This is a genomic window from Streptomyces sp. NPDC034037, from assembly GCF_055575715.1.
In genome coordinates this window covers 374,032-392,704 of sequence record NZ_JBVISC010000007.1, presented here as the reverse complement: position 1 = coordinate 392,704, position 18,673 = coordinate 374,032, and the positions used below count along the sequence as shown (strand labels likewise).

The 18,673-nt window shown below is 71.6% G+C and carries 18 protein-coding genes; 2 read left to right on the top strand and 16 right to left on the bottom strand.

The annotated features are described in order from the left end of the window. Positions 1-987, bottom strand: a complete 987-nt coding sequence (locus tag ACZ516_RS25815) for an aspartate carbamoyltransferase catalytic subunit (RefSeq protein ID WP_358583999.1) — start codon at positions 985-987, stop codon at positions 1-3. Positions 988-1,076: 89 nt separating this feature from the next. Then, the gene (gene pyrR, locus ACZ516_RS25810; protein ID WP_358583980.1) at positions 1,077-1,649 is read right to left on the bottom strand and encodes a bifunctional pyr operon transcriptional regulator/uracil phosphoribosyltransferase PyrR; all 573 of its coding nucleotides are present in this window, start codon (positions 1,647-1,649) and stop codon (positions 1,077-1,079) included. A gap of 224 nt (positions 1,650-1,873) precedes the next feature. Between pyrR and bldD the strand changes: the two genes are divergently transcribed. Further along, entirely contained in the window at positions 1,874-2,374 is a 501-nt protein-coding gene (gene bldD, locus ACZ516_RS25805; RefSeq protein ID WP_055698930.1) for a transcriptional regulator BldD, read from the top strand. 200 nt (positions 2,375-2,574) lie between these two features. On the opposite strand, the gene nusB is transcribed toward bldD, so the two are convergent. The 13 genes from nusB to ACZ516_RS25740 all read right to left on the bottom strand — a co-directional run bounded on the left by nusB (position 2,575) and on the right by ACZ516_RS25740 (position 15,517). After that, a complete protein-coding gene (nusB, locus tag ACZ516_RS25800) occupies positions 2,575-3,009 on the bottom strand; it encodes a transcription antitermination factor NusB (protein ID WP_358583978.1) in 435 nt (144 codons plus the stop codon). Between the two features lie 2 nt (positions 3,010-3,011). After that, positions 3,012-3,578: an elongation factor P gene (gene efp, locus ACZ516_RS25795; protein ID WP_358583976.1), complete on the bottom strand. Its 567-nt coding sequence runs from the start codon at positions 3,576-3,578 to the stop codon at positions 3,012-3,014. 58 nt (positions 3,579-3,636) lie between these two features. Then, entirely contained in the window at positions 3,637-4,743 is a 1,107-nt protein-coding gene (locus ACZ516_RS25790; protein ID WP_358583974.1) for an aminopeptidase P family protein, read from the bottom strand. Positions 4,744-4,836: 93 nt separating this feature from the next. Then, a complete protein-coding gene (locus ACZ516_RS25785) occupies positions 4,837-5,772 on the bottom strand; it encodes a Pro-rich N-terminal domain-containing protein (protein ID WP_469011765.1) in 936 nt (311 codons plus the stop codon). 150 nt (positions 5,773-5,922) lie between these two features. Further along, positions 5,923-7,020 (bottom strand): 3-dehydroquinate synthase, encoded by a 1,098-nt coding sequence (gene aroB, locus ACZ516_RS25780; RefSeq protein WP_469011763.1) that lies wholly within the window; start codon positions 7,018-7,020, stop codon positions 5,923-5,925. Continuing rightward, on the bottom strand, positions 7,017-7,532 hold the full coding sequence (locus ACZ516_RS25775) for a shikimate kinase (RefSeq protein WP_361078588.1): 516 nt from the start codon (positions 7,530-7,532) through the stop codon (positions 7,017-7,019). The genes aroB and ACZ516_RS25775 overlap by 4 nt, the downstream gene beginning before the upstream one ends. Next, the gene (aroC, locus tag ACZ516_RS25770) at positions 7,529-8,713 is read right to left on the bottom strand and encodes a chorismate synthase (RefSeq protein ID WP_469011762.1); all 1,185 of its coding nucleotides are present in this window, start codon (positions 8,711-8,713) and stop codon (positions 7,529-7,531) included. Before aroC ends, ACZ516_RS25775 begins: the two co-directional genes overlap by 4 nt. A gap of 169 nt (positions 8,714-8,882) precedes the next feature. Then, entirely contained in the window at positions 8,883-9,713 is an 831-nt protein-coding gene (locus tag ACZ516_RS25765) for a shikimate dehydrogenase (protein ID WP_361078592.1), read from the bottom strand. Beyond that, a complete protein-coding gene (gene mltG, locus ACZ516_RS25760; RefSeq protein WP_469011761.1) occupies positions 9,710-11,407 on the bottom strand; it encodes an endolytic transglycosylase MltG in 1,698 nt (565 codons plus the stop codon). The genes ACZ516_RS25765 and mltG overlap by 4 nt, the downstream gene beginning before the upstream one ends. Positions 11,408-11,531: 124 nt before the next feature. Continuing rightward, the gene (gene ruvX, locus ACZ516_RS25755; RefSeq protein ID WP_358583998.1) at positions 11,532-11,996 is read right to left on the bottom strand and encodes a Holliday junction resolvase RuvX; all 465 of its coding nucleotides are present in this window, start codon (positions 11,994-11,996) and stop codon (positions 11,532-11,534) included. Between the two features lie 20 nt (positions 11,997-12,016). After that, positions 12,017-14,686, bottom strand: a complete 2,670-nt coding sequence (gene alaS / locus ACZ516_RS25750) for an alanine--tRNA ligase (protein ID WP_358583961.1) — start codon at positions 14,684-14,686, stop codon at positions 12,017-12,019. Continuing rightward, positions 14,686-15,051 carry a DUF6167 family protein gene (locus tag ACZ516_RS25745; RefSeq protein ID WP_358697649.1) on the bottom strand — a complete coding sequence of 122 codons (366 nt, stop codon included), beginning with the start codon at positions 15,049-15,051 and terminating at the stop codon, positions 14,686-14,688. The genes alaS and ACZ516_RS25745 overlap by 1 nt, the downstream gene beginning before the upstream one ends. 7 nt (positions 15,052-15,058) lie before the next feature. Beyond that, positions 15,059-15,517: a DUF948 domain-containing protein gene (locus ACZ516_RS25740; RefSeq protein ID WP_469011760.1), complete on the bottom strand. Its 459-nt coding sequence runs from the start codon at positions 15,515-15,517 to the stop codon at positions 15,059-15,061. Positions 15,518-15,688: 171 nt separating this feature from the next. Here ACZ516_RS25740 and ACZ516_RS25735 point away from each other — a divergent pair, with 171 nt between their 5' ends. Continuing rightward, positions 15,689-17,821 (top strand): ATP-binding protein, encoded by a 2,133-nt coding sequence (locus ACZ516_RS25735; protein WP_469011759.1) that lies wholly within the window; start codon positions 15,689-15,691, stop codon positions 17,819-17,821. On the opposite strand, the gene rpsD is transcribed toward ACZ516_RS25735, so the two are convergent. Then, positions 17,809-18,423, bottom strand: a complete 615-nt coding sequence (gene rpsD / locus ACZ516_RS25730; RefSeq protein WP_358583954.1) for a 30S ribosomal protein S4 — start codon at positions 18,421-18,423, stop codon at positions 17,809-17,811. The genes ACZ516_RS25735 and rpsD overlap by 13 nt on opposite strands. Between the last annotated feature and the right edge of the window lie 250 nt (positions 18,424-18,673).

Here is an 18,673-nt window from a genome sequence, read left to right as displayed (position 1 = left end):
TTACTTGTTCTCCGAATCGACGGGCCGGGTGTGGGTGACGGCGGGCTCGTTGCCGCCCAGGAGCAGGTAGAGGACGGCCATGCGGATGGAGACGCCGTTGGCGACCTGTTCGACGACCGTGCAGCGCGGCGAGTCGGCGACCTCGGCGGTGATCTCCATGCCGCGGACCATCGGGCCGGGGTGCATGACGATGGCGTGCTCGGGCATCTTCGCCATGCGCTCGCCGTCCAGGCCGTAGCGCCGGGAGTACTCGCGCTCGGTGGGGAAGAACGCGGCGTTCATGCGCTCGCGCTGCACGCGGAGCATCATCACGGCGTCGGACTTCGGCAGCACGCCGTCCAGGTCGTACGAGACCTCGCAGGGCCACTGCTCGACGCCGACCGGCACCAACGTGGGCGGGGCGACGAGGGTGACCTCGGCGCCGAGGGTGTGCAGCAGGTCGACGTTGGAGCGGGCGACGCGGCTGTGCAGCACGTCACCGACGATGGTGATGTGCTTGCCCGCCAGGTCCTGGCCGAGCCCGGCGTCGTGCCCGACGAGCCGGCGCCGCATGGTGAAGGCGTCGAGCAGCGCCTGGGTGGGGTGCTGGTGGGTGCCGTCGCCGGCGTTGATGACGGCGGCGTCGATCCAGCCGGAGGTGGCCAGGCGGTAGGGGGCGCCGGAGGCGCCGTGCCGGATGACGACGGCGTCGACGCCCATCGCCTCCAGGGTCTGGGCGGTGTCCTTGAGGGATTCGCCCTTGGAGACGGAGGAGCCCTTGGCGGCGAAGTTGATGACGTCGGCGGAGAGGCGCTTCTCGGCGGCCTCGAAGGAGATCCTGGTGCGGGTGGAGTCCTCGAAGAAGAGGTTGACCACGGTGCGCCCGCGCAGGGCGGGCAGCTTCTTGATCGGCCGGTCGGCGACGCGTGCCATCTCCTCGGCCGTGTCGAGGATGAGGACGGCGTCGTCGCGGGAGAGGTCGGCGGCCGAGATGAGGTGTCGCATCATCGGGGTGTACTCCGGTGTGTGGAGGTCTGCGGGCACGCGGGCGCACAGGGGTGTGCCCCAGAAGCCCGCGAGGGAGGAAGCCGGACTCTTCAGGCGGCGGCGGGCTTGGCGCCGAGCAGCACGGCGTCGCGGCCGTCCTCCTCGGTGAGCTGGACCTTGACCGTCTCCCGCAGCGACGTGGGGAGGTTCTTGCCCACGTAGTCGGCGCGGATGGGCAGTTCGCGGTGGCCGCGGTCGACGAGCACGGCGAGCTGCACCGCGCGCGGACGCCCGATGTCGTTCAGCGCGTCGAGGGCGGCCCGGATGGTGCGGCCGGAGAAGAGCACGTCGTCGACGAGGACGACCAGGCGGCCGTCGATGCCGTCACCGGGGATGTCGGTGCGGGCCAGCGCACGCGGCGGGTGCATGCGCAGGTCGTCGCGGTACATGGTGATGTCGAGGGAGCCGACCGGGATCTTGCGGCCGGTGATCTCCTCGAGCTTCTCGGCGAGCCGGCGGCCGAGGAAGACGCCGCGGGTGGGAATGCCGAGGAGGACCACGTCGTCGGCGCCCTTGGCGCGCTCGACGATCTCGTGGGCGATACGGGTCAACACCCGTGCGATGTCGGGCCCTTCGAGAACGGGGCGCGCGACGGTCGGGTCTTTGGAGCCTTGCGTGTCCATATGAAACGGACCTCCTTCTCCGCCTCACGGGACGGACGTTAAAGGACGTCGAAATTGCGCCATCCACAGTACCAGTACTGATGAGCGACCACGTCATCGGCCTCCACCGAAGGGGCGGTACGGACCATTCGGCTTGACGCAGCCAAGTAACGCTGCGTAACCTCACAGTGAGTTACCAGCCACGCGGCGGAGCCGCATGATTGTCGCAGCGTCCGGGGAGCTATATGTCCAGCGAATACGCCAAGCAGCTCGGGGCCAAGCTCCGCGCGATCCGTACCCAGCAGGGCCTTTCCCTCCACGGTGTCGAGGAGAAGTCCCAGGGACGCTGGAAGGCGGTCGTCGTGGGGTCGTACGAGCGCGGTGACCGTGCCGTGACCGTGCAGCGCCTCGCCGAGCTGGCGGACTTCTACGGCGTCCCCGTGCAGGAGCTCCTTCCCGGCACGGCGCCCGGTGGCGCCGCCGAGCCGCCGCCGAAGCTGGTCCTCGACCTGGAGCGCCTCGCCCACGTGCCGGCCGAGAAGGCGGGCCCGCTCCAGCGGTACGCCGCCACGATCCAGTCGCAGCGCGGTGACTACAACGGCAAGGTGCTCTCGATCCGCCAGGACGACCTGCGCACCCTCGCCGTCATCTACGACCAGTCCCCCTCGGTCCTGACCGAGCAGCTCATCAGCTGGGGCGTGCTGGACGCGGACGCGCGCCGCGCCGTCGCCCACGAAGAGGTCTGATCCCCCGCGGGACACCTCAGCAGAAACGTGCCGCCGGGATGGCCGCAGCCAAAAGGCCGCGGCCATCCCGGCGGTCTTCGTATTTCCGGCGCGATGAGCCGGGAAATGCGGACGCCGGTGAAAGGCGCCGCCTGGTCCGGGTATACCGAAGGGCCCGCAGCATTGCGCTGTGGGCCCCTCGTGTGACGTACGGGGACGTCTTACGCCTCGTCGCGGCGCAGGGACGGCTTCAGGTCCTTGAAGCGTCCGAGCAGGCCGTTGACGAAGGCCGGCGACTCGTCGGTGGAGAACTCCTTGGCGAGCTGGACCGCCTCGTCGATGACCACCGCGTCGGGCGTCGCGTCGACCCAGACCAGTTCGTGGGCGCCGAGCCGGATGATGTTCCGGTCGACGACCGGCATGCGGTCCAGGGTCCATCCGACGGCGTACTGCGAGATGAGCTCGTCGATGCGGCGCTCGTGCTCCGCGTACCCCTCGACGAGTTCCATCGTGTACTCGCTCACCGGCGGCTGCCGGGTGTCGGACCGCGAGTGGCGCACCCAGTCGGCGAGGACCGTCAGGACGTCCGTTCCGCGCTGGTCCGCCTCGAAGAGGATCTGGAAGGCGCGCTTGCGGGCCGTGTTACGAGCAGCCACGGTTAGCTGTTCACCCGGCCGAGGTAGCTGCTGTCACGGGTGTCGACCTTGATCTTCTCGCCGGTGGTGATGAAGAGCGGCACGTTGATCTGGTGGCCGGTCTCCAGGATGGCGGGCTTGGTGCCGCCCGTGGAGCGGTCGCCCTGGACGCCCGGCTCGGTCTCCTGGATGGTCAGCTCGACGGCGGCGGGCAGCTCGACGAAGAGCACCGAGCCCTCGTGCTGCGCGACCGTGGCGGTGAAGCCCTCGATCAGGAAGTTGGCGGCGTCGCCGACGGCCTTCTTGTCGATGTGCAGCTGGTCGTAGGTCTCCATGTCCATGAAGACGAAGTACTCGCCGTCCATGTAGGAGAACTGCATGTCACGCTTGTCGATCGTGGCCGTTTCGACCTTGACGCCGGCGTTGAACGTCTTGTCGACGACCTTGCCGGAGAGCACGTTCTTGAGCTTGGTGCGCACGAAGGCCGGGCCCTTGCCGGGCTTGACGTGCTGGAACTCGACGACGGACCAGAGCTGGCCGCCTTCGAGCTTGAGCACCAGGCCGTTCTTGAGGTCGTTCGTGGAAGCCACGGTTGCTTCAATCTCCTGCACTGACTGACTGGTGGACGACCCCGGTCGGGCACGCGCGCTAGAGCGCGAGCAGTTCCTTGGTCGTGATGGTGAGTAGCTCGGGTCCGCCGTCCGCCTCGGGGCGCACGACGAGCGTGTCATCGATCCGGACACCACCCCGGCCAGGGAGGTGAACCCCCGGTTCGACGGTGACCGGCACGCAAGCGTCCAGTTTACCCATGGCCGAGGGCGCCAGCTGCGGGTCCTCGTCGATTTCGAGCCCCACACCGTGTCCGGTCAGTGGAGGAAGGCCGTCCGCGTGCCCCGCGGCGGTCAGCACCTGACGTGCCGCCCGGTCCACGTCACGGCAGGCCGCACCGGGTACGAGGGCCTCCCTGCCCGCCCGTTGAGCGGCGAAGACGAGGTCGTACAGCTCGATCTGCCAGTCCGCGGGCGAGGTTCCGATGACGAACGTGCGCCCGATCTCGGACCGGTATCCGCGGTAGCTCGCCCCCAGGCAGACGGAGAGGAAGTCGCCCTCCTCCACCCGCCGGTCCGAGGGCCGGTGGCCGCCCCGGCCGGAGTGAGGTCCCGTGCCGACCGAGGTGGGGAAGGCCGGGCCGTCCGCGCCGTGGTCCACCAGCCGCCGCTCCAGCTCCAGCGCCAGATGCCGCTCCGTGCGGCCGACGAGGATCGACTCCAGCAGCTCGCCCAGCGCCTGGTCGGCGATCTCCGCGGCGATCCGCAGGCAGGAGATCTCCTCCTCGTCCTTGACGTACCGCAGCTGTTCCACCGCCCCGCCGAGGTCCACCAGCCGGAGCCGGGGCGCGACCGAGCCGAGCGCCCGGTGCCGGGCGACGGTCAGGTGGTGCTCCTCCACGGCCAGCGACTCCGCTCCCCCGGCGGCGGCCAGCTTCGCCCCCGCCACGGCCGGATCGGCGCCCGGCACGGGCAGCAGCCGGGTGCGCAGCGCCTCGTCGGGCCGCCCCTCGCCCGGCTGCTCGCCGGGGGGACGCCCGCACAGCAGGACGTCCTCGTCCTCGCCGATGAGCAGCACGGCGCCCTCGGGGGCCGTCCCGGCGAGGTAGCGGACGTTCGCGGGCCGGGAGACCAGCGCCGCGGCACCCCCGCCGGCGGCGCACCGCTCCCTCACCCGCTCTCTGCGGATCGCGTAGACCTCAGACATGGGGCGAGCCTATGAGCGCGGGCGCACCCCGGCCCGGCCAGCGCGTCCGACCGGGCGGTGGCCCTCAGTACGCGGCCGCGGCGGGCCCGCGCGCTACCACTGCGGCGGGCTCGTGATGGCCCGGGCGAGGACCTCGTCCAGGACGCGGGCCGTGGCGGGGACGTCCAGCTGGGAGTTGTCGATGATGGGCAGGCCGGAGCCGTACCAGCCGGCCATGCGGCCGTGGATGCGGGCCACTTCCTCGTCGGTGAGGCGGCGGTTGCCGCTGCGCTCGGCGTTGCGCTCCAGGACGATCTCCAGGCCGGGCAGGAGGACCACGGGCAGCAGTCCGGGGCCCACGTGCCGCTTCCAGCCGCCGAGGCCGACGACCGGGCGGTCGGGGAAGACCGCGTCGTCGAGGACGCACGATATGCCGTTCGCCAGGAAGTTCCGCGCGGCGAAGCCGCAGGTGCGGCGGGCCAGGCGGTACTGGGCCTCCGAGTGGTCGTTCCACCCCGACTGGGGGTCGGCGAACCCGGAGCGCACCCATTCGCGTACGTCGTCGAGGCTGATGTGGGCCGTCGGCACGCGGCGGTGCTCGGCCCAGAACTTGGCGACGCTCGTCTTGCCCGCGCCCGCGGGGCCGATGAGCAGCACGGCGAGCGTGGTCGCGCCGGTGTCGGCCTGCGCCATGTCCGGCGGCGGGCTCGGCATCGCGACGGGGCCGCCGGGCGGCAGCTGGACGTGCCCGGTGGTGTCCGGGTTCGGCGGCACGGGGCCGTGGCCCAGCTGGAGGGTCGCCGGTGCCCCGCCCGGTGCCTGGGGCGGGCTCTGGCCCGGTGCCCGGGGCGCGGGGCCGCCCGCGACGAAGCCCGGGGCGGGCGGGTGCGGTGGACCCGGCGGCGGGGCGGCGCCCGGGTGCGGGGCGCCCTGGGGGGCGGTGCCCGGCGGCGGAGCGCCCGGGTGATGTGCGGCCGGCGACCAGCCGGTGGCCGGTCCGTGCCCCGGCTGATGGGGCGGCGGCAGCGGAGTCCCCACTGCGTGCTGCATCCGGTGCCACTCCGTCTCGTGCGACTGACGCTGGTCGGGCGGCGGCCGGGCCGCCCGTTACCGAACGGTACCGTCCCCGGCCGCCGTTGTGTGAACGGCCGGGGAGGCCGTGAAGTGCCCGTGGCCGGATACCGGGGCCACGGCGGCGGGCTACTCGCCCACTTCGCCGTACGCGGCGAGCAGCACCGCCGGGTCCGGGCCCTCCAGGACGGTCGGCTTGCCGAGGCCGTCCAGAACGATGAAGCGCAGCAGGTCACCGCGGGACTTCTTGTCGACCTTCATGGTCTCCAGAAGCTTGGGCCACTGGTCGTAGCGGTAGGTCAGGGGGAGCCCGACCGACTCCAGGACGGTGCGGTGCCGGTCGGCCGTCGCGTCGTCCAGGCGTCCGGCCAGTCGGCCGAGTTCGGCGGCGAAGAGCATGCCCACGGAGACCGCGGCGCCGTGGCGCCACTTGTAGCGCTCGTTCTTCTCGATGGCGTGCGCGAGGGTGTGACCGTAGTTCAGGATCTCGCGCAGGCCCGCCTCCTTGAGGTCTCCGGAGACGACCTCGGCCTTGACCCTGATGGAGCGCTCGATCAGCTCGGCGGTGTGCGGGCCCGCGGGCGTGCGGGCCGCCTGCGGGTCGGCCTCGATGAGTTCGAGGATCACCGGGTCGGCGATGAAGCCGGCCTTGATGATCTCCGCGAGCCCGGAGACGTAGTCGTTCACCGGGAGCGAGTCGAGCGCCGCGAGGTCGCACAGGACCCCGGCCGGCGGGTGGAAGGAGCCCACGAGGTTCTTGCCCTCGGCGGTGTTGATGCCGGTCTTGCCGCCGACAGCCGCGTCCACCATGCCGAGCACCGTGGTCGGGACGGCGATCCAGCGCACCCCGCGCAGCCAGGTCGCCGCCACGAACCCGGCGAGGTCAGTCGTGGCACCGCCGCCGACGCCGACGATGAGGTCGCTGCGCGTGAAGCCGGACTGGCCAAGGGCCTTCCAGCAGTACGCGGCGACCTCGGCCGTCTTGGCCTCCTCGGCGTTGGGCACCTGGATGGCGACGGCCTCGTACCCCTGGTCGGCGAGGTCCTGGCGCAGCGCGTCGCCGGTCTCGGCGAGCGCCTCGGGGTGGATCACGGCGACCCGCTTGACCTGGCCGCCGATGAGTGCGGGCAGCTCGCCGAGGAGCTGCCGACCGACCAGGACCTCGTACGCATCCGTTCCGGCGGTGGCGCCGACGTGGATTCGGGTGGGGGTCTGCTCCGTCGTCATGCTTCCTTCAACTCCAGTGCGTCGAGGACCGCCTGGGCGACCTCTTCGGGGGTGCGGCCGTCGGTGGCGACGACCGCGCGGGCGACTTCGGTGTACAGCCGGCGGCGGGCGTCCATCAGCTCGCGCCACTGCTTGCGCGGGTTGACCGCCAGCAGCGGGCGCGCCTGGTTGAGGCCGGTCCGCTTGACGGCCTCCTCGACGTCCATCGAGAGGTAGACGACGGGGTGCGGGGCGAGCAGCGCGCGCGTCGACGCGTCGAGGATCGCGCCCCCGCCGAGTGCGAGGACGCCGCTGTGCTCCTCGACGGCGGCGCGCACGGCCCGCCGCTCCAGGTCGCGGAAGTACGGCTCGCCCTCGTCGACGAAGATGTCCGCGATCTCGCGGCCCTGGGCGGCGACGATGTCGGCGTCGGTGTCCCGGAAGGCGACGGCGAGCCGGTCGGCGAGCAGCTCGCCGACCGTGGTCTTGCCCACGCCCATGGGGCCGACGAGAACGATCTGCGGGCCGGTCACCGGATCTGGAGGTTGTCGAGGTAGGAGCGCACGTTCCGCCGGGTCTCGGGGACGCTGTCGCCGCCGAACTTCTCGGCGACGGCGTCGGCGAGGACGAGCGCGACCATGGCCTCGGCGACGATGCCGGCGGCGGGGACGGCGCACACGTCGGAGCGCTGGTGGTGCGCCTTGGCGGCCTCGCCGGTGGCCACGTCGATGGTGGCGAGGGCGCGCGGCACGGTCGCGATGGGCTTCATCGCGGCGCGGACGCGCAGCAGCTCCCCGGTGGTCAGGCCGCCCTCGGTGCCGCCGGAGCGGCCCGAGGTGCGCTTGATGCCGTCCTCGGTGGTGACGATCTCGTCGTGCGCCTTGGAGCCGGGCACGCGCGCGAGGTCGAAGCCGTCGCCGACCTCGACGCCCTTGATGGCCTGGATGCCCATGAGGGCGGCGGCGAGCCGCGCGTCGAGCCGCCGGTCCCAGTGCACGTGCGAGCCGAGGCCGACGGGCACGCCGTAGGCGAGCACTTCGACGACGCCGCCGAGGGTGTCGCCGTCCTTGTGGGCCTGGTCGATCTCGGCGACCATCGCCTTCGACGCGTCGGCGTCCAGGCAGCGCACCGGGTCGGCGTCGAGCCTCTCGACGTCCGCGGGGGTCGGGTAGAGGCCGTAGGGCGCCTTGGCGGCCGCCAGTTCGGTGACGTGGCTGACGATCTCGATGCCGGCCGTCTCCTTGAGGTAGGAGCGGGCGACGGCGCCGAGTGCGACGCGGGCCGCGGTCTCGCGGGCGGAGGCGCGCTCCAGGATCGGCCGGGCCTCGTCGAAGCCGTACTTCTGCATGCCGGCGAGGTCGGCGTGGCCGGGGCGGGGGCGGGTCAGCGGGGCGTTGCGGGCCAGGTCGGCCAGGATCTCGGGGTCGACCGGGTCGGCCGCCATGACCTGCTCCCACTTGGGCCACTCGGTGTTGCCGACCATGATCGCCACCGGCGAGCCCATGGTCAGGCCGTGCCGCACGCCGCCGAGGAAGGTGACCTCGTCACGCTCGAACTTCATGCGGGCGCCGCGTCCATAGCCGAGCCGCCGCCGGGCCAGGTGGTCCGCCACCATGTCCGTGGTGATCGGCACGCCGGCGGGAAGTCCCTCCAGCGTGGCGACAAGTGCGGGTCCGTGGGACTCCCCAGCGGTCAGCCAGCGCAACTTGCTCAACGGTGCTCCTCATGCTCGCGCCTGGAACTGCGGTCTTCGACGGCGCGGCCGGGTGCGCGGCCCTGGCCCGCCGCCCCGATCCTCCCACGTCCGCGGGGCGCTCCCGGCCTCCGGTCCACCAGGCGGACGCCGCGCCCACCTCGCGGACACGGCGTCATCCCCCCGAGGGCTACCGCTCGGCGAGCGCGTGTTCCCCCGCCCTGCGCATGGCGTCCAGCGGCGCGGGGGTGCGGCCGGTCATCTGCTCGACCTGGAGCACCGCCTGGTGCACGAGCAGGTCGAGTCCGCCGACGACCGCTCCGCCGTACGCCGACCAGCGGGCCGCGAGCGTCGTGGGCCACGGCTCGTACAGCACGTCGAAGAGGGTCGCCGGGCGCTCGGGCACCAGGGCGGCCAGCGCGTCCGTGGCGCCCGCCGGGGTCGTGGCGATCACCAGCGGTGCGCTCAGCGCCTCTCTGGCGTCCTCCCAGTCCTCGGTCCTGACCTCCACGTCGAGCCGCTCGCCCCACTGCCGCATCTCGGCGGCGCGCGCGTCACTGCGTACGTAGGCGACGACCTCGCCCGTGCAGATCCGCGCGAGGGCGGCGAGCGCGGAGGAGGCGGTGGCGCCGGCGCCGAGGATCGCGGCAGAGTCGACCTGCTCGATGCCGTGTTCGCGCAGCGCGGCGACCATGCCGGGGACGTCGGTGTTGTCCCCGACCTTGCGGCCGTCCTCGGTGAACACCACGGTGTTCACGGCTTCCACCGAGGCGGCGGTGTCGCTGATCTCGTCGAGCAGCGGAATGATCGCCCGCTTCAACGGCATCGTCAGGGAGAGCCCCGCCCATTCCGGGCCGATTTCCCCGAGGAATTCGGGCAGCGCCGCCTCGTCGATCTCGAAACGGTCGTACGTCCAGTCGGTCAGCCCCAGCTCCGCATAAGCGGCGCCGTGCAGTACCGGTGAGAGGGAGTGGCCGATCGGGGAGCCGAGCACGGCGGCTCGACGCTGGTGCGCGCTCATTGCCCCTTCAGGTATTTCTCGCGGTTGCGGTTCTGCTCTTCGTTCGTCTCGGCGAAGAGCGTCTTGTCCTCGCTGACCGAGACGAAGTAGTACCAGTCCCCCTTGGCCGGGTGGAGTGCGGAGAGCAGCGCCACCTCACCGGGGTTGCTGATCGGTCCGGGCGGCAGACCCTTGATCTTGTAGGTGTTGTACGGGTCCTTGATCTTGCGCAGCTCGTCGACCGAACCGGTGGCGAGCTTGGACTCGCCCTTGAGGTAGTTCACCGTGGAGTCGAAGTCCAACAGGCCGTAGGTCTCGGTGTTGTCGGGCTTCAGGCGGTTGTAGACGACCGTCGCGACCTTCTCGAAGTCGTGCTTGTGCTTGCCCTCCGCCTGGACCAGGCTCGCCACCGTCAGGACCTGTAGCGGGTCCTTCAGATTCAGCTCGCCGGCCTTCGAGGCCAGGTCCAGTTCCTCGTACTTCTCATTGGCCTGGGCGACCATCTTGCGCAGGACGTCCGCGGGCTTCTGGCCCTTGGCGACGGGATAGCTGGCGGGGAAGAGGAATCCTTCCAGCGGGTCCTTGATGTCCTTGTTGGTATTGGCCCACTTGGGAAGTCCGAGGGTCTTCCATTCGGTCTTGGCGACCTTTTCCGTGGTGCCCTTCGCCAATTCCAGGCGCCGGTCGATCTCGCCGTAGACCCACTGGTTCCTGCGGCCCTCGGGAATGATGAGATTGCTGCGGCTCTTGGGGCTGAGCATCAGCTTGACCGCGCTCGCGGCGGACATCTCCTTCTTGAGCGTGTAGACGCCCGCCTGGATGGTCTGCCCCTGCGGGTGCTTGCCCTGGGCGGAGACGAAGGCGTCGACGCTCTTGACGACGCCGGCCGCCTTCAGCTTGGCGCCGATCTCGTAACCGCCGGCGTCCTTGGGGATGTCGACGGTGACCTTGCCCGAGCCGTCGCCCGCGTAGTCCGGGGCCGTGCCGAAGCGGTCCTGGTAGAACTGGTATCCGAAGTAGCCGACGCCGCCGAGGCCGCCCGCGAAGACGAGCGTCACGACCAGGCAGGCGCAGCCGTTGCGGCGCTTCTTCTGCTTCTTGCCGCCGCGTCCCCCGCGCCGGTCACCGCGGCGGCCGGGCTCCTCGCCGTCCTCGTCGTCGCCGCCCGCGAAGAAAGCGTGCTCGCCCTGGTCGGGCCCCGGGTCCCAGTCGCCCTCGGGGTCCGGCTCCGGAGCCCGTCGGCGGCCGGGCGGCTCCGGCGGCGCGTAGGCCTCGGGCGTGGCGTAGTAGTCGGGGCTCTCCTGGCCGTAGCCGGGCTGCCGGCCGCCGTAGGGGTCCATCGGGTCGCCGGCGTAGGGGACCTGCTCCTGCTGCCCGGCGTCCCAGCCAGCGCTGTGGGAGTCGTGCCCGCCGTTGTACTGCTGCGCCGGGTCGCCCTCGTACCGCTGCTGACCGCCGTCGTGGGCCGACTGGTCGTAACCGGCCTGCTGACCGGTGTTCCAGTCGCCGCCGTACTGCGACTGCTGGGACTGCCCGTGCTGCTGCGGCTGCTGATGCTGCGGCTGCTGATGCTGGTGCGGCTGCTGGTACTGCTCCTGGCCGCCGTAGCCGGACTGCCCGCCCGCGGGCTGCTGTCCTGCCCATCCGCCGTCCCCGTACAACGGGTCCTCCGGATGCCACGGTTGGGAGCCTGGGCCCCGGCCATACTCAGTCATCGATCCCCTACATGCCGCGAGGCGGGGCCGCCGTTGGGATGGCCGGGCAACCGTTCCGCCTCTTGATGCTGTGCGGCAGCTGTTCGAACACCGCCGCATCGCGCGGAACGTTACCGTATCGCGATCAGATGACCACTTCGACGCCCTCGCCGGGTGCCTTCCCTGACGCCCGTTCGGACTCCAGGGCCTGCTGAAGGATGATCACCGCGGCCGCCTGGTCGATGACGGACCTGCCCTTCTTGGACTTCACGCCCGAGGCGCGCAGGCCCTGACTGGCCGTCACCGTGGTCATCCGCTCGTCCACCAGCCGCACCGGGACGGGGGCGACCATGCGGGCGAGGTCCCGGGTGAACGCGCGGATCTTCGCGGCCGCCGGCCCCTCGCGCCCGTTCAGGGAACGAGGGAGGCCGACGACGATCTCGATCGGCTCGTACTCCTCGACCAGCTGCCGCAACCGGCGCTGGGCGGCCGGGACATCGCGGCCCGGCACCGTCTCGACCGGTGTGGCGAGGATCCCGTCGGGGTCGCACGAGGCGACCCCGATCCGGGCGTCACCGACGTCGACGGCGAGACGTCGGCCCCTGCGCATGCCCCGGGCGGGCTCGGTCATCAGGCCGTCTCGGTGACGAGGCGCTCGACGGCGGCGATGGCGTCGCCGATGGCGGCCGGGTTCTGGCCGCCGCCCTGGGCGACGTCCGGCTTGCCGCCGCCACCGCCGCCGAGGGTCTTGGCGGCGGTACGGACCAGGTCGCCGGCCTTGAGGCCGCGCTCACGGGCGGCCTCGTTGGTGGCGATGACCGTGAGCGGCTTGCCGTTGGCCGTGGTGAAGAGGGCCACGACCGCCGGGCGGTCGCCGGGGATGCGGCCGCGCACGTCGAGGACGAGCCTGCGCAGGTCGTCGGCGCCCGTGCCGTCCGGCACCTGGCCGGTGACGACGGCGACACCGCGGACGTCCTTGGCGCCCTGGACGAGACCGGCGGCGGCCTGGAGGACCTTCTCCGCGCGGAACTTCTCGATCTCCTTCTCGGCGTCCTTCAGCTTGGCGAGCATGCCGGAGATCTTCTCGGGCAGCTCCTCGGAGCGGCCCTTGACCAGCTCCTGGAGCTGGGCGACGACCGTGTGCTCCTTGGCGAGGAAGTTGTAGGCGTCGACGCCGACCAGGGCCTCGATGCGGCGCACACCGGAGCCGATGGAGGACTCGCCGAGCAGCTTCACCAGGCCGAGCTGGGCGGTGTTGTGCACGTGCGTACCGCCGCACAGCTCCTTGGAGAAGTCGCCGATGGTCACCACGCGCACGCGCTCGCCGTACTTCTCGCCGAACTCGGCGATGGCGCCCTGCTTCTTGGCCTCGTCGATCGACATGACCTCGGCCTGGACGTCCAGCTCGTGGGCGAGGACCTCGTTGATCTTCTGCTCGACGTCCGTCATCACGGCCGTGGGCACGGCGGAGGGCGAACCGAAGTCGAAGCGGAAGCGGCCGGGCTGGTTCTCCGAACCGGCCTGGGCGGCCGTGGGGCCGAGCGCGTCGCGCAGCGCCTGGTGGGTGAGGTGCGTGGCGGAGTGGGCGCGGGCGATGGCGCGGCGGCGGTGCGCGTCGATCGAGGCCCACACCGGGGCGCCGACGGTGATCTCGCCGACCTGCACGACTCCCTTGTGGACGTGCACGCCGGGGACCGGCTTCTGCACGTCGCGGATCTCCACGAGGGCGCCGCTGTCCAGGCGGATCCGGCCGGTGTCACCGATCTGGCCGCCGCCCTCGGCGTAGAAGGGGGTGCGGTCCAGGACGATCTCGACCTCGTCGCCCTCGGTGGCGGCGGGCGAGGAGACGCCGTTGACCAGCAGGCCGACGATCACGGCCTCGTTCTCGGTGAGGGAGTAGCCGGTGAAGTCGGTGGCGCCCGCGGTGTCGGCGATCTCGCGGTAGGCGTGCAGATCGGCGTGGCCGGTCTTCTTGGCCTTGGCGTCGGCCTTGGCGCGGTCCCGCTGCTCCTTCATCAGGCGGCGGAAGCCGTCCTCGTCCACGGACAGGCCCTGTTCGGCGGCCATCTCCAGGGTGAGGTCGATCGGGAAGCCCCACGTGTCGTGCAGCAGGAACGCCTTGTCGCCGGAGAGGACCTTGCCGCCGGCGGCCTTGGTCTCGGTGACGGCCGTGTCGAGGATGTTCGTGCCGCCCTTGAGGGCCTTGAGGAACGCGCCCTCCTCGGCGAGGGCGACGGTCTCGATGCGCTTGCGGTCGGTGAGCAGCTCGGGGTACTGCTGCCCCATCGTGTTGATCACGACGTCGATGAGCTCCTGGACCACCGGGCCGGTGGCGCCGAGCAGGCGCATGTTGCGGATGGCGCGGCGCATGATGCGGCGCAGGACGTATCCGCGGCCCTCGTTGCCGGGGGTGACGCCGTCGCCGATGAGCATGGCGGACGTACGGATGTGGTCGGCGACCACGCGCAGGGAGACGTCCGAGCCGTGCTCGGCGCCGTAGCGCACGCCGGTCAGCTCGGTGGCCTTCTCCATCACGACGCGCAGGGTGTCGGTCTCGTACATGTTCTGTACGCCCTGCAGGATCATGGCGAGGCGCTCCAGGCCAAGGCCCGTGTCGATGTTCTTCGACGGGAGCTCGCCGAGGATCGGGAAGTCCTCCTTGCCGTCACCGGCGCCGCGCTCGTACTGCATGAAGACCAGGTTCCAGATCTCCACGTACCGCTCGTCGTTGACGGCCGGGCCGCCCTCGACGCCGAACTCGGGGCCGCGGTCGTAGTTGATCTCGGAGCAGGGGCCGCAGGGGCCGGGGACGCCCATGGACCAGAAGTTGTCCTTCTTGCCCAGGCGCTGGATGCGCTCGGCGGGGACGCCGATCTTGTCGCGCCAGATCCGCTCGGCCTCGTCGTCGTCGAGGTAGACCGTGATCCACAGGCGCTCGGGGTCGAGGCCGAAGCCGCCGTCGGCCACGGAGCCGGTGAGCAGCTCCCAGGCCAGCTCGATGGCGCCTTCCTTGAAGTAGTCGCCGAAGGAGAAGTTGCCGCACATCTGGAAGAACGTGCCGTGCCGGGTGGTCTTGCCGACCTCTTCGATGTCGGGGGTGCGCACGCACTTCTGCACGCTGGTGACGCGCGGGCCGGGCGGCTTGACCTCGCCCAGGAAGTAGGGCTTGAAGGGCACCATGCCGGCGGGGACCAGCAGCAGAGTCGGGTCGTCCGCGATGAGCGACGCCGAAGGGACGACGGTGTGCCCGCGCTCCTCGAAGAAGCTCAGCCAGCGGCGGCGGATTTCAGCCGACTCCATCAGTGGTCCTCATTCCGGTTGTACGAGTACGTCGTGTTCGGAGACTTCTCGACGTACAGCGTCTTCTTGTCGGTGTTCTTGTTGCTGTGGTTCTCGATGACCGCGAAGCGGCGCCCGGGCGGCAGTTCGGCGTCGGGGTGGCGGTTGAGGCCGAGGGCCTCGCCCAGCTCGGCCTCGCGTTCGAGCATGCCGTCGCGGACGTCGAGCGCGAAGTCCTTCAGCTTGTGGCCCGCCTCGATCGCCTTGTTCGCCGCCTGCGCGGCCAGGCTCTCGGGCGTGAGCTTCTTGAGCTTGCGGTTGACCTTGGTGGTGGCCCATACGCCGGCGGCTGCGCCCGCGGTGAACCAGAACGTGCGGCGGAACATCGCTGCGTCAGTCCCTCATATTCCGGTTGTCCCGCTTCCTCCGCCGTGCGGAGGGGACGGTACGGCCCACGATCACCGTACGACGGGACGGCTTGGCGGGCATGTCGTTCATTTCGGGGTCGGCCTTGCGGCTGATGGCCCGGCGGACGCCGTATCCGAACGCGGCCACCTTGACGAGCGGGCCGCCGAAGGTGGAGGCGACCGTCGTGGACAGCGCCGAGGCGTTCGACGTGACCTCCTGGACGTCGGAGGCGATGGCGTCGACGCGCTCGATCTGCGTCTGCGCGGAGCGCACCGCGGTGGAGGCGTCGGCCAGCAGCGGGACCGCCTGCTCGGTCACGTCCGCGACGAGCTTGGTGGTCGCCCTGAGCGTCTGGGCCAGCCTCGCGAGCGCCACCGCGAGGAAGGAGACCAGGATCGCCCAGAAGACGGCCACCAGGATCCCGGCAACCTCTCCACCGGACACTTGGCACCGCTCCCTGAGACATCGTCCCTGAACATCGAAAAGTCGTCCCCCGACCCTATCGCGCCGGGGCCTCGCGTCTGTACCGCATTCCGCGCGCTGTCACCGGGACTGTCACGGGAACGGGCCCGGTGATTGTACGGACCGCACGCGGATGAGTACGCTCCGTACCCCATGCGACGCTCTCAACCCGGCAATCTCCCGCTGGAGCTCAACGCCTTCATCGGGCGCACCGCCGAACTGACCGAGCTGGCCGCGGCGTTGGAGGCCGGCCGGCTGGTCACCGTGACCGGCGTCGGCGGGGTCGGGAAGTCGCGGCTTGCCGTGCGGGCGGCCGCGGGGGTCCGGCCGCGCGACGGCGCCTGGCTGGTGGACCTGACGCCGCTGCGGGACGCGGAGCTGGTGGAGCACGCCGTCGCCGAGGCCCTGGGGCTGACCGACCACACGAGCCGGCCGCCGCGTCAGGTGCTGCGCGAGCACCTCGCGGAGCGGGACGTGCTCCTGGTCGTGGACGGCTTCGAGCACCTCGTGGACGCCTGCGCCTCGCTGGTGCGGGATCTGCTCGTGCACTCCCCCGGGCTGCGGGTGCTCGCGGTGGGGCGCAGACCGCTGGAGACCGGCGGCGAGCGGCTCATCGCCCTCGCGCCGCTGCCGGAACAGGACGCGGCGGCGCTGTTCGCCGACCGGGCGGCGGCCGGCCTGCCCCGCTTCGCCGTGGACGACGGCAACCGCGCGGACGTGCTGGAGCTGTGCCGGCGCCTGGACGGCATCCCGCTCGCGGTCGAACTGGCGGCGGGCCGGCTGCGGGCGCTCTCCCCCGCGCAACTGCTCGCCCGGCTCGACGACCGCTTCCGGCTGCTGACCGGCGCCCGGCGCGATGTGCCGCTCCGCCACCAGACGCTGCGGACGGCCATCGGCTGGAGCCACGAGCTGTGCGCGCCCAGGGAGCGGCTCCTGTGGTCGCGGCTCTCGGTGTTCGCGGGGCAGTTCGACCTGGAGGCCGTCGAGTACATCTGCGCCGGGGACGGACTGCGGGCCGACGAGGTCCTCGGCGTACTGGACGAACTGCTCGCGCAGTCCGTGGTGAACCGCGAGGAGGGCCCGGCGGGCGTGCGCTACCGCATGCTCGACACGGTGCGGGCGTACGGCGCCGACTGGCTGGCGGCGGCGGGCGAGGCCACCCGGCTGCGGCGCAGGCACCGCGACTGGTACATGGGGCTCGCCACCTGGTGCGAGCTGGAGTGGTTCTCCCCGCGCCAGGAGGAGGTCGCCGCCCTCGTCGACGTCGAGCTGCCCAATGTGCGGGCGGCGCTGGAGTTCTGCCTGACCGAGCCGGGCGAGGCCCACCTGGGGCAGTACCTCGCGGGCACGCTGTGGTTCTGCTGGGTGGGCTGCGGGCGCCTGGCGGAGGGCAGGCACTGGCTCGACCGGGCACTGGAGCTGGACGGCGGCCACGAGGACTCGCGGCTCAAGACGCTGTGGGTGCTCGGCTATGTGGCGGTGCTCCAGGGGGACACGGTCGCCGCCCTGGGAGCGCTGCACGCCTGCCGCGACGGCGCCGAGCGTTCCGGCAGCGCGATCGCGGCGGCCTACGCCGAGCACCGCATCGGCTGCCTGGCCCTGGTCACGGACGACATCCCGCGTGCGGAGCGGCTGCTGCGCTCGGCACTGGAGCGCTACCGCGAGATCGGTGAGCTGAACAGCAACGTCCTGATGGGCCAGGTCGAGCTGGCCATGGCCCTGGCGTTCCGCGGCGAGCTGGCCGGCGCGGTGGAGCTGTGCGAGGAGGTGCGCCGCGTCTGTGCGGACCACGGCGAGCGCTGGGCCCTCGCCTACGCCCTCTACGTCCTCGGGTACGCGGCCTGGACCCGCGGCGAGAGGGGGCGGGCGCGTGAGCTGCTCGCCGAGTCCCTCGATCTCGACCACCGCTTCCACGATCTGCTGGGCACGGTGCTGTCCATGGAGCTGCTCGCGCTGTTCACGGCGGCGGAGGGCGATCCGGCGGAGGCGGCGGTGCTGCAGGGCGCGGCGTCGCGCGTCTGGCCCTCGGTGGGGCTGCCGCTGTTTGGTTCGGACCACTTCGGGGCGCCGCACGTGCTGTGCGAGGAGAAGGCCCGCGCGGCGCTCGGCGACGAGCGGTACGAGGAGTGCGTGCGCACGGGCGCGGGGCTCGGTCTGCGGGCGGCGGTGGCCAGGGCCCTGCGCACCGAGCCCGGGAACGAGCGAACCCGCCGCCTGCCCCGCCCGGAAGGGCGGAGCGGCGACGGGCTGAAGCAGGGTGAGCTACGTCCGGGTCAGCGGGCGTAGTACTCGACGACGAGCTGCTCGTCGCAGATCACGGGGATCTCCTTGCGGTTCGGGTCGCGGTCCAGGCGGAAGGCCAGGGCCTTCAGGTTCACCTGGAGGTAGCGCGGGGTCTCGCCGTCGGGGGCGAAGCCACCCTCGCGCGCGACCTGGAACAGCGGCTTCTCGCGGCTGCGCTCGCGGACCATGACGACGTCGTCCGGCCGGACGCGGAAGGACGGCTTGTCGACCTTGCCGCCGTTGACCTCGATGTGGCCGTGCACGACCATCTGGCGGGCCTGGTAGATCGTGCGGGCGATGCCCGAACGCAGAACCAGGGCGTCGAGACGACGCTCCAGCTCGATGACCAGGGCCTCACCGGTCTTGCCCTGCGTCTTGGCGGCACGCTCGTAGGCGCGGACGAGCTGGCGCTCGGACACGTCGTACTGCGCGCGCAGACGCTGCTTCTCCAGCAGACGGACCTTGTAGTCCGAGTTCTGCTTGCGCCCACGGCCGTGCTCGCCCGGCGGGTAGGGGCGGGCCTCGAAGTACTTGACGGCCTTCGGGGTCAGCGCGATGCCAAGAGCACGCGACTTCTTGACCTTGGGGCGGGACTGGTTCGGCATGAACCAACCTCTCTGTTCAATGGAATTCGGCTTCACCAGTGGTTAGGGGAGGTCGCATCCGCAGCCTGGGAAACCCCGTGGGCCTGGGCCGGTGGGCCTGGGCCGTGAGGCAGCCGCTCCCTGGTCTGGGCACTATGTGCAGCACGCGAGTGGCCCACCGACCGATTCCCGGGCTCCGGGGTGGTGGTGGGCTGCCCGCGACACCTTCGACGGTGCGCGACGCTCCTGGATCCCCTGTGCCTCGCGGCGC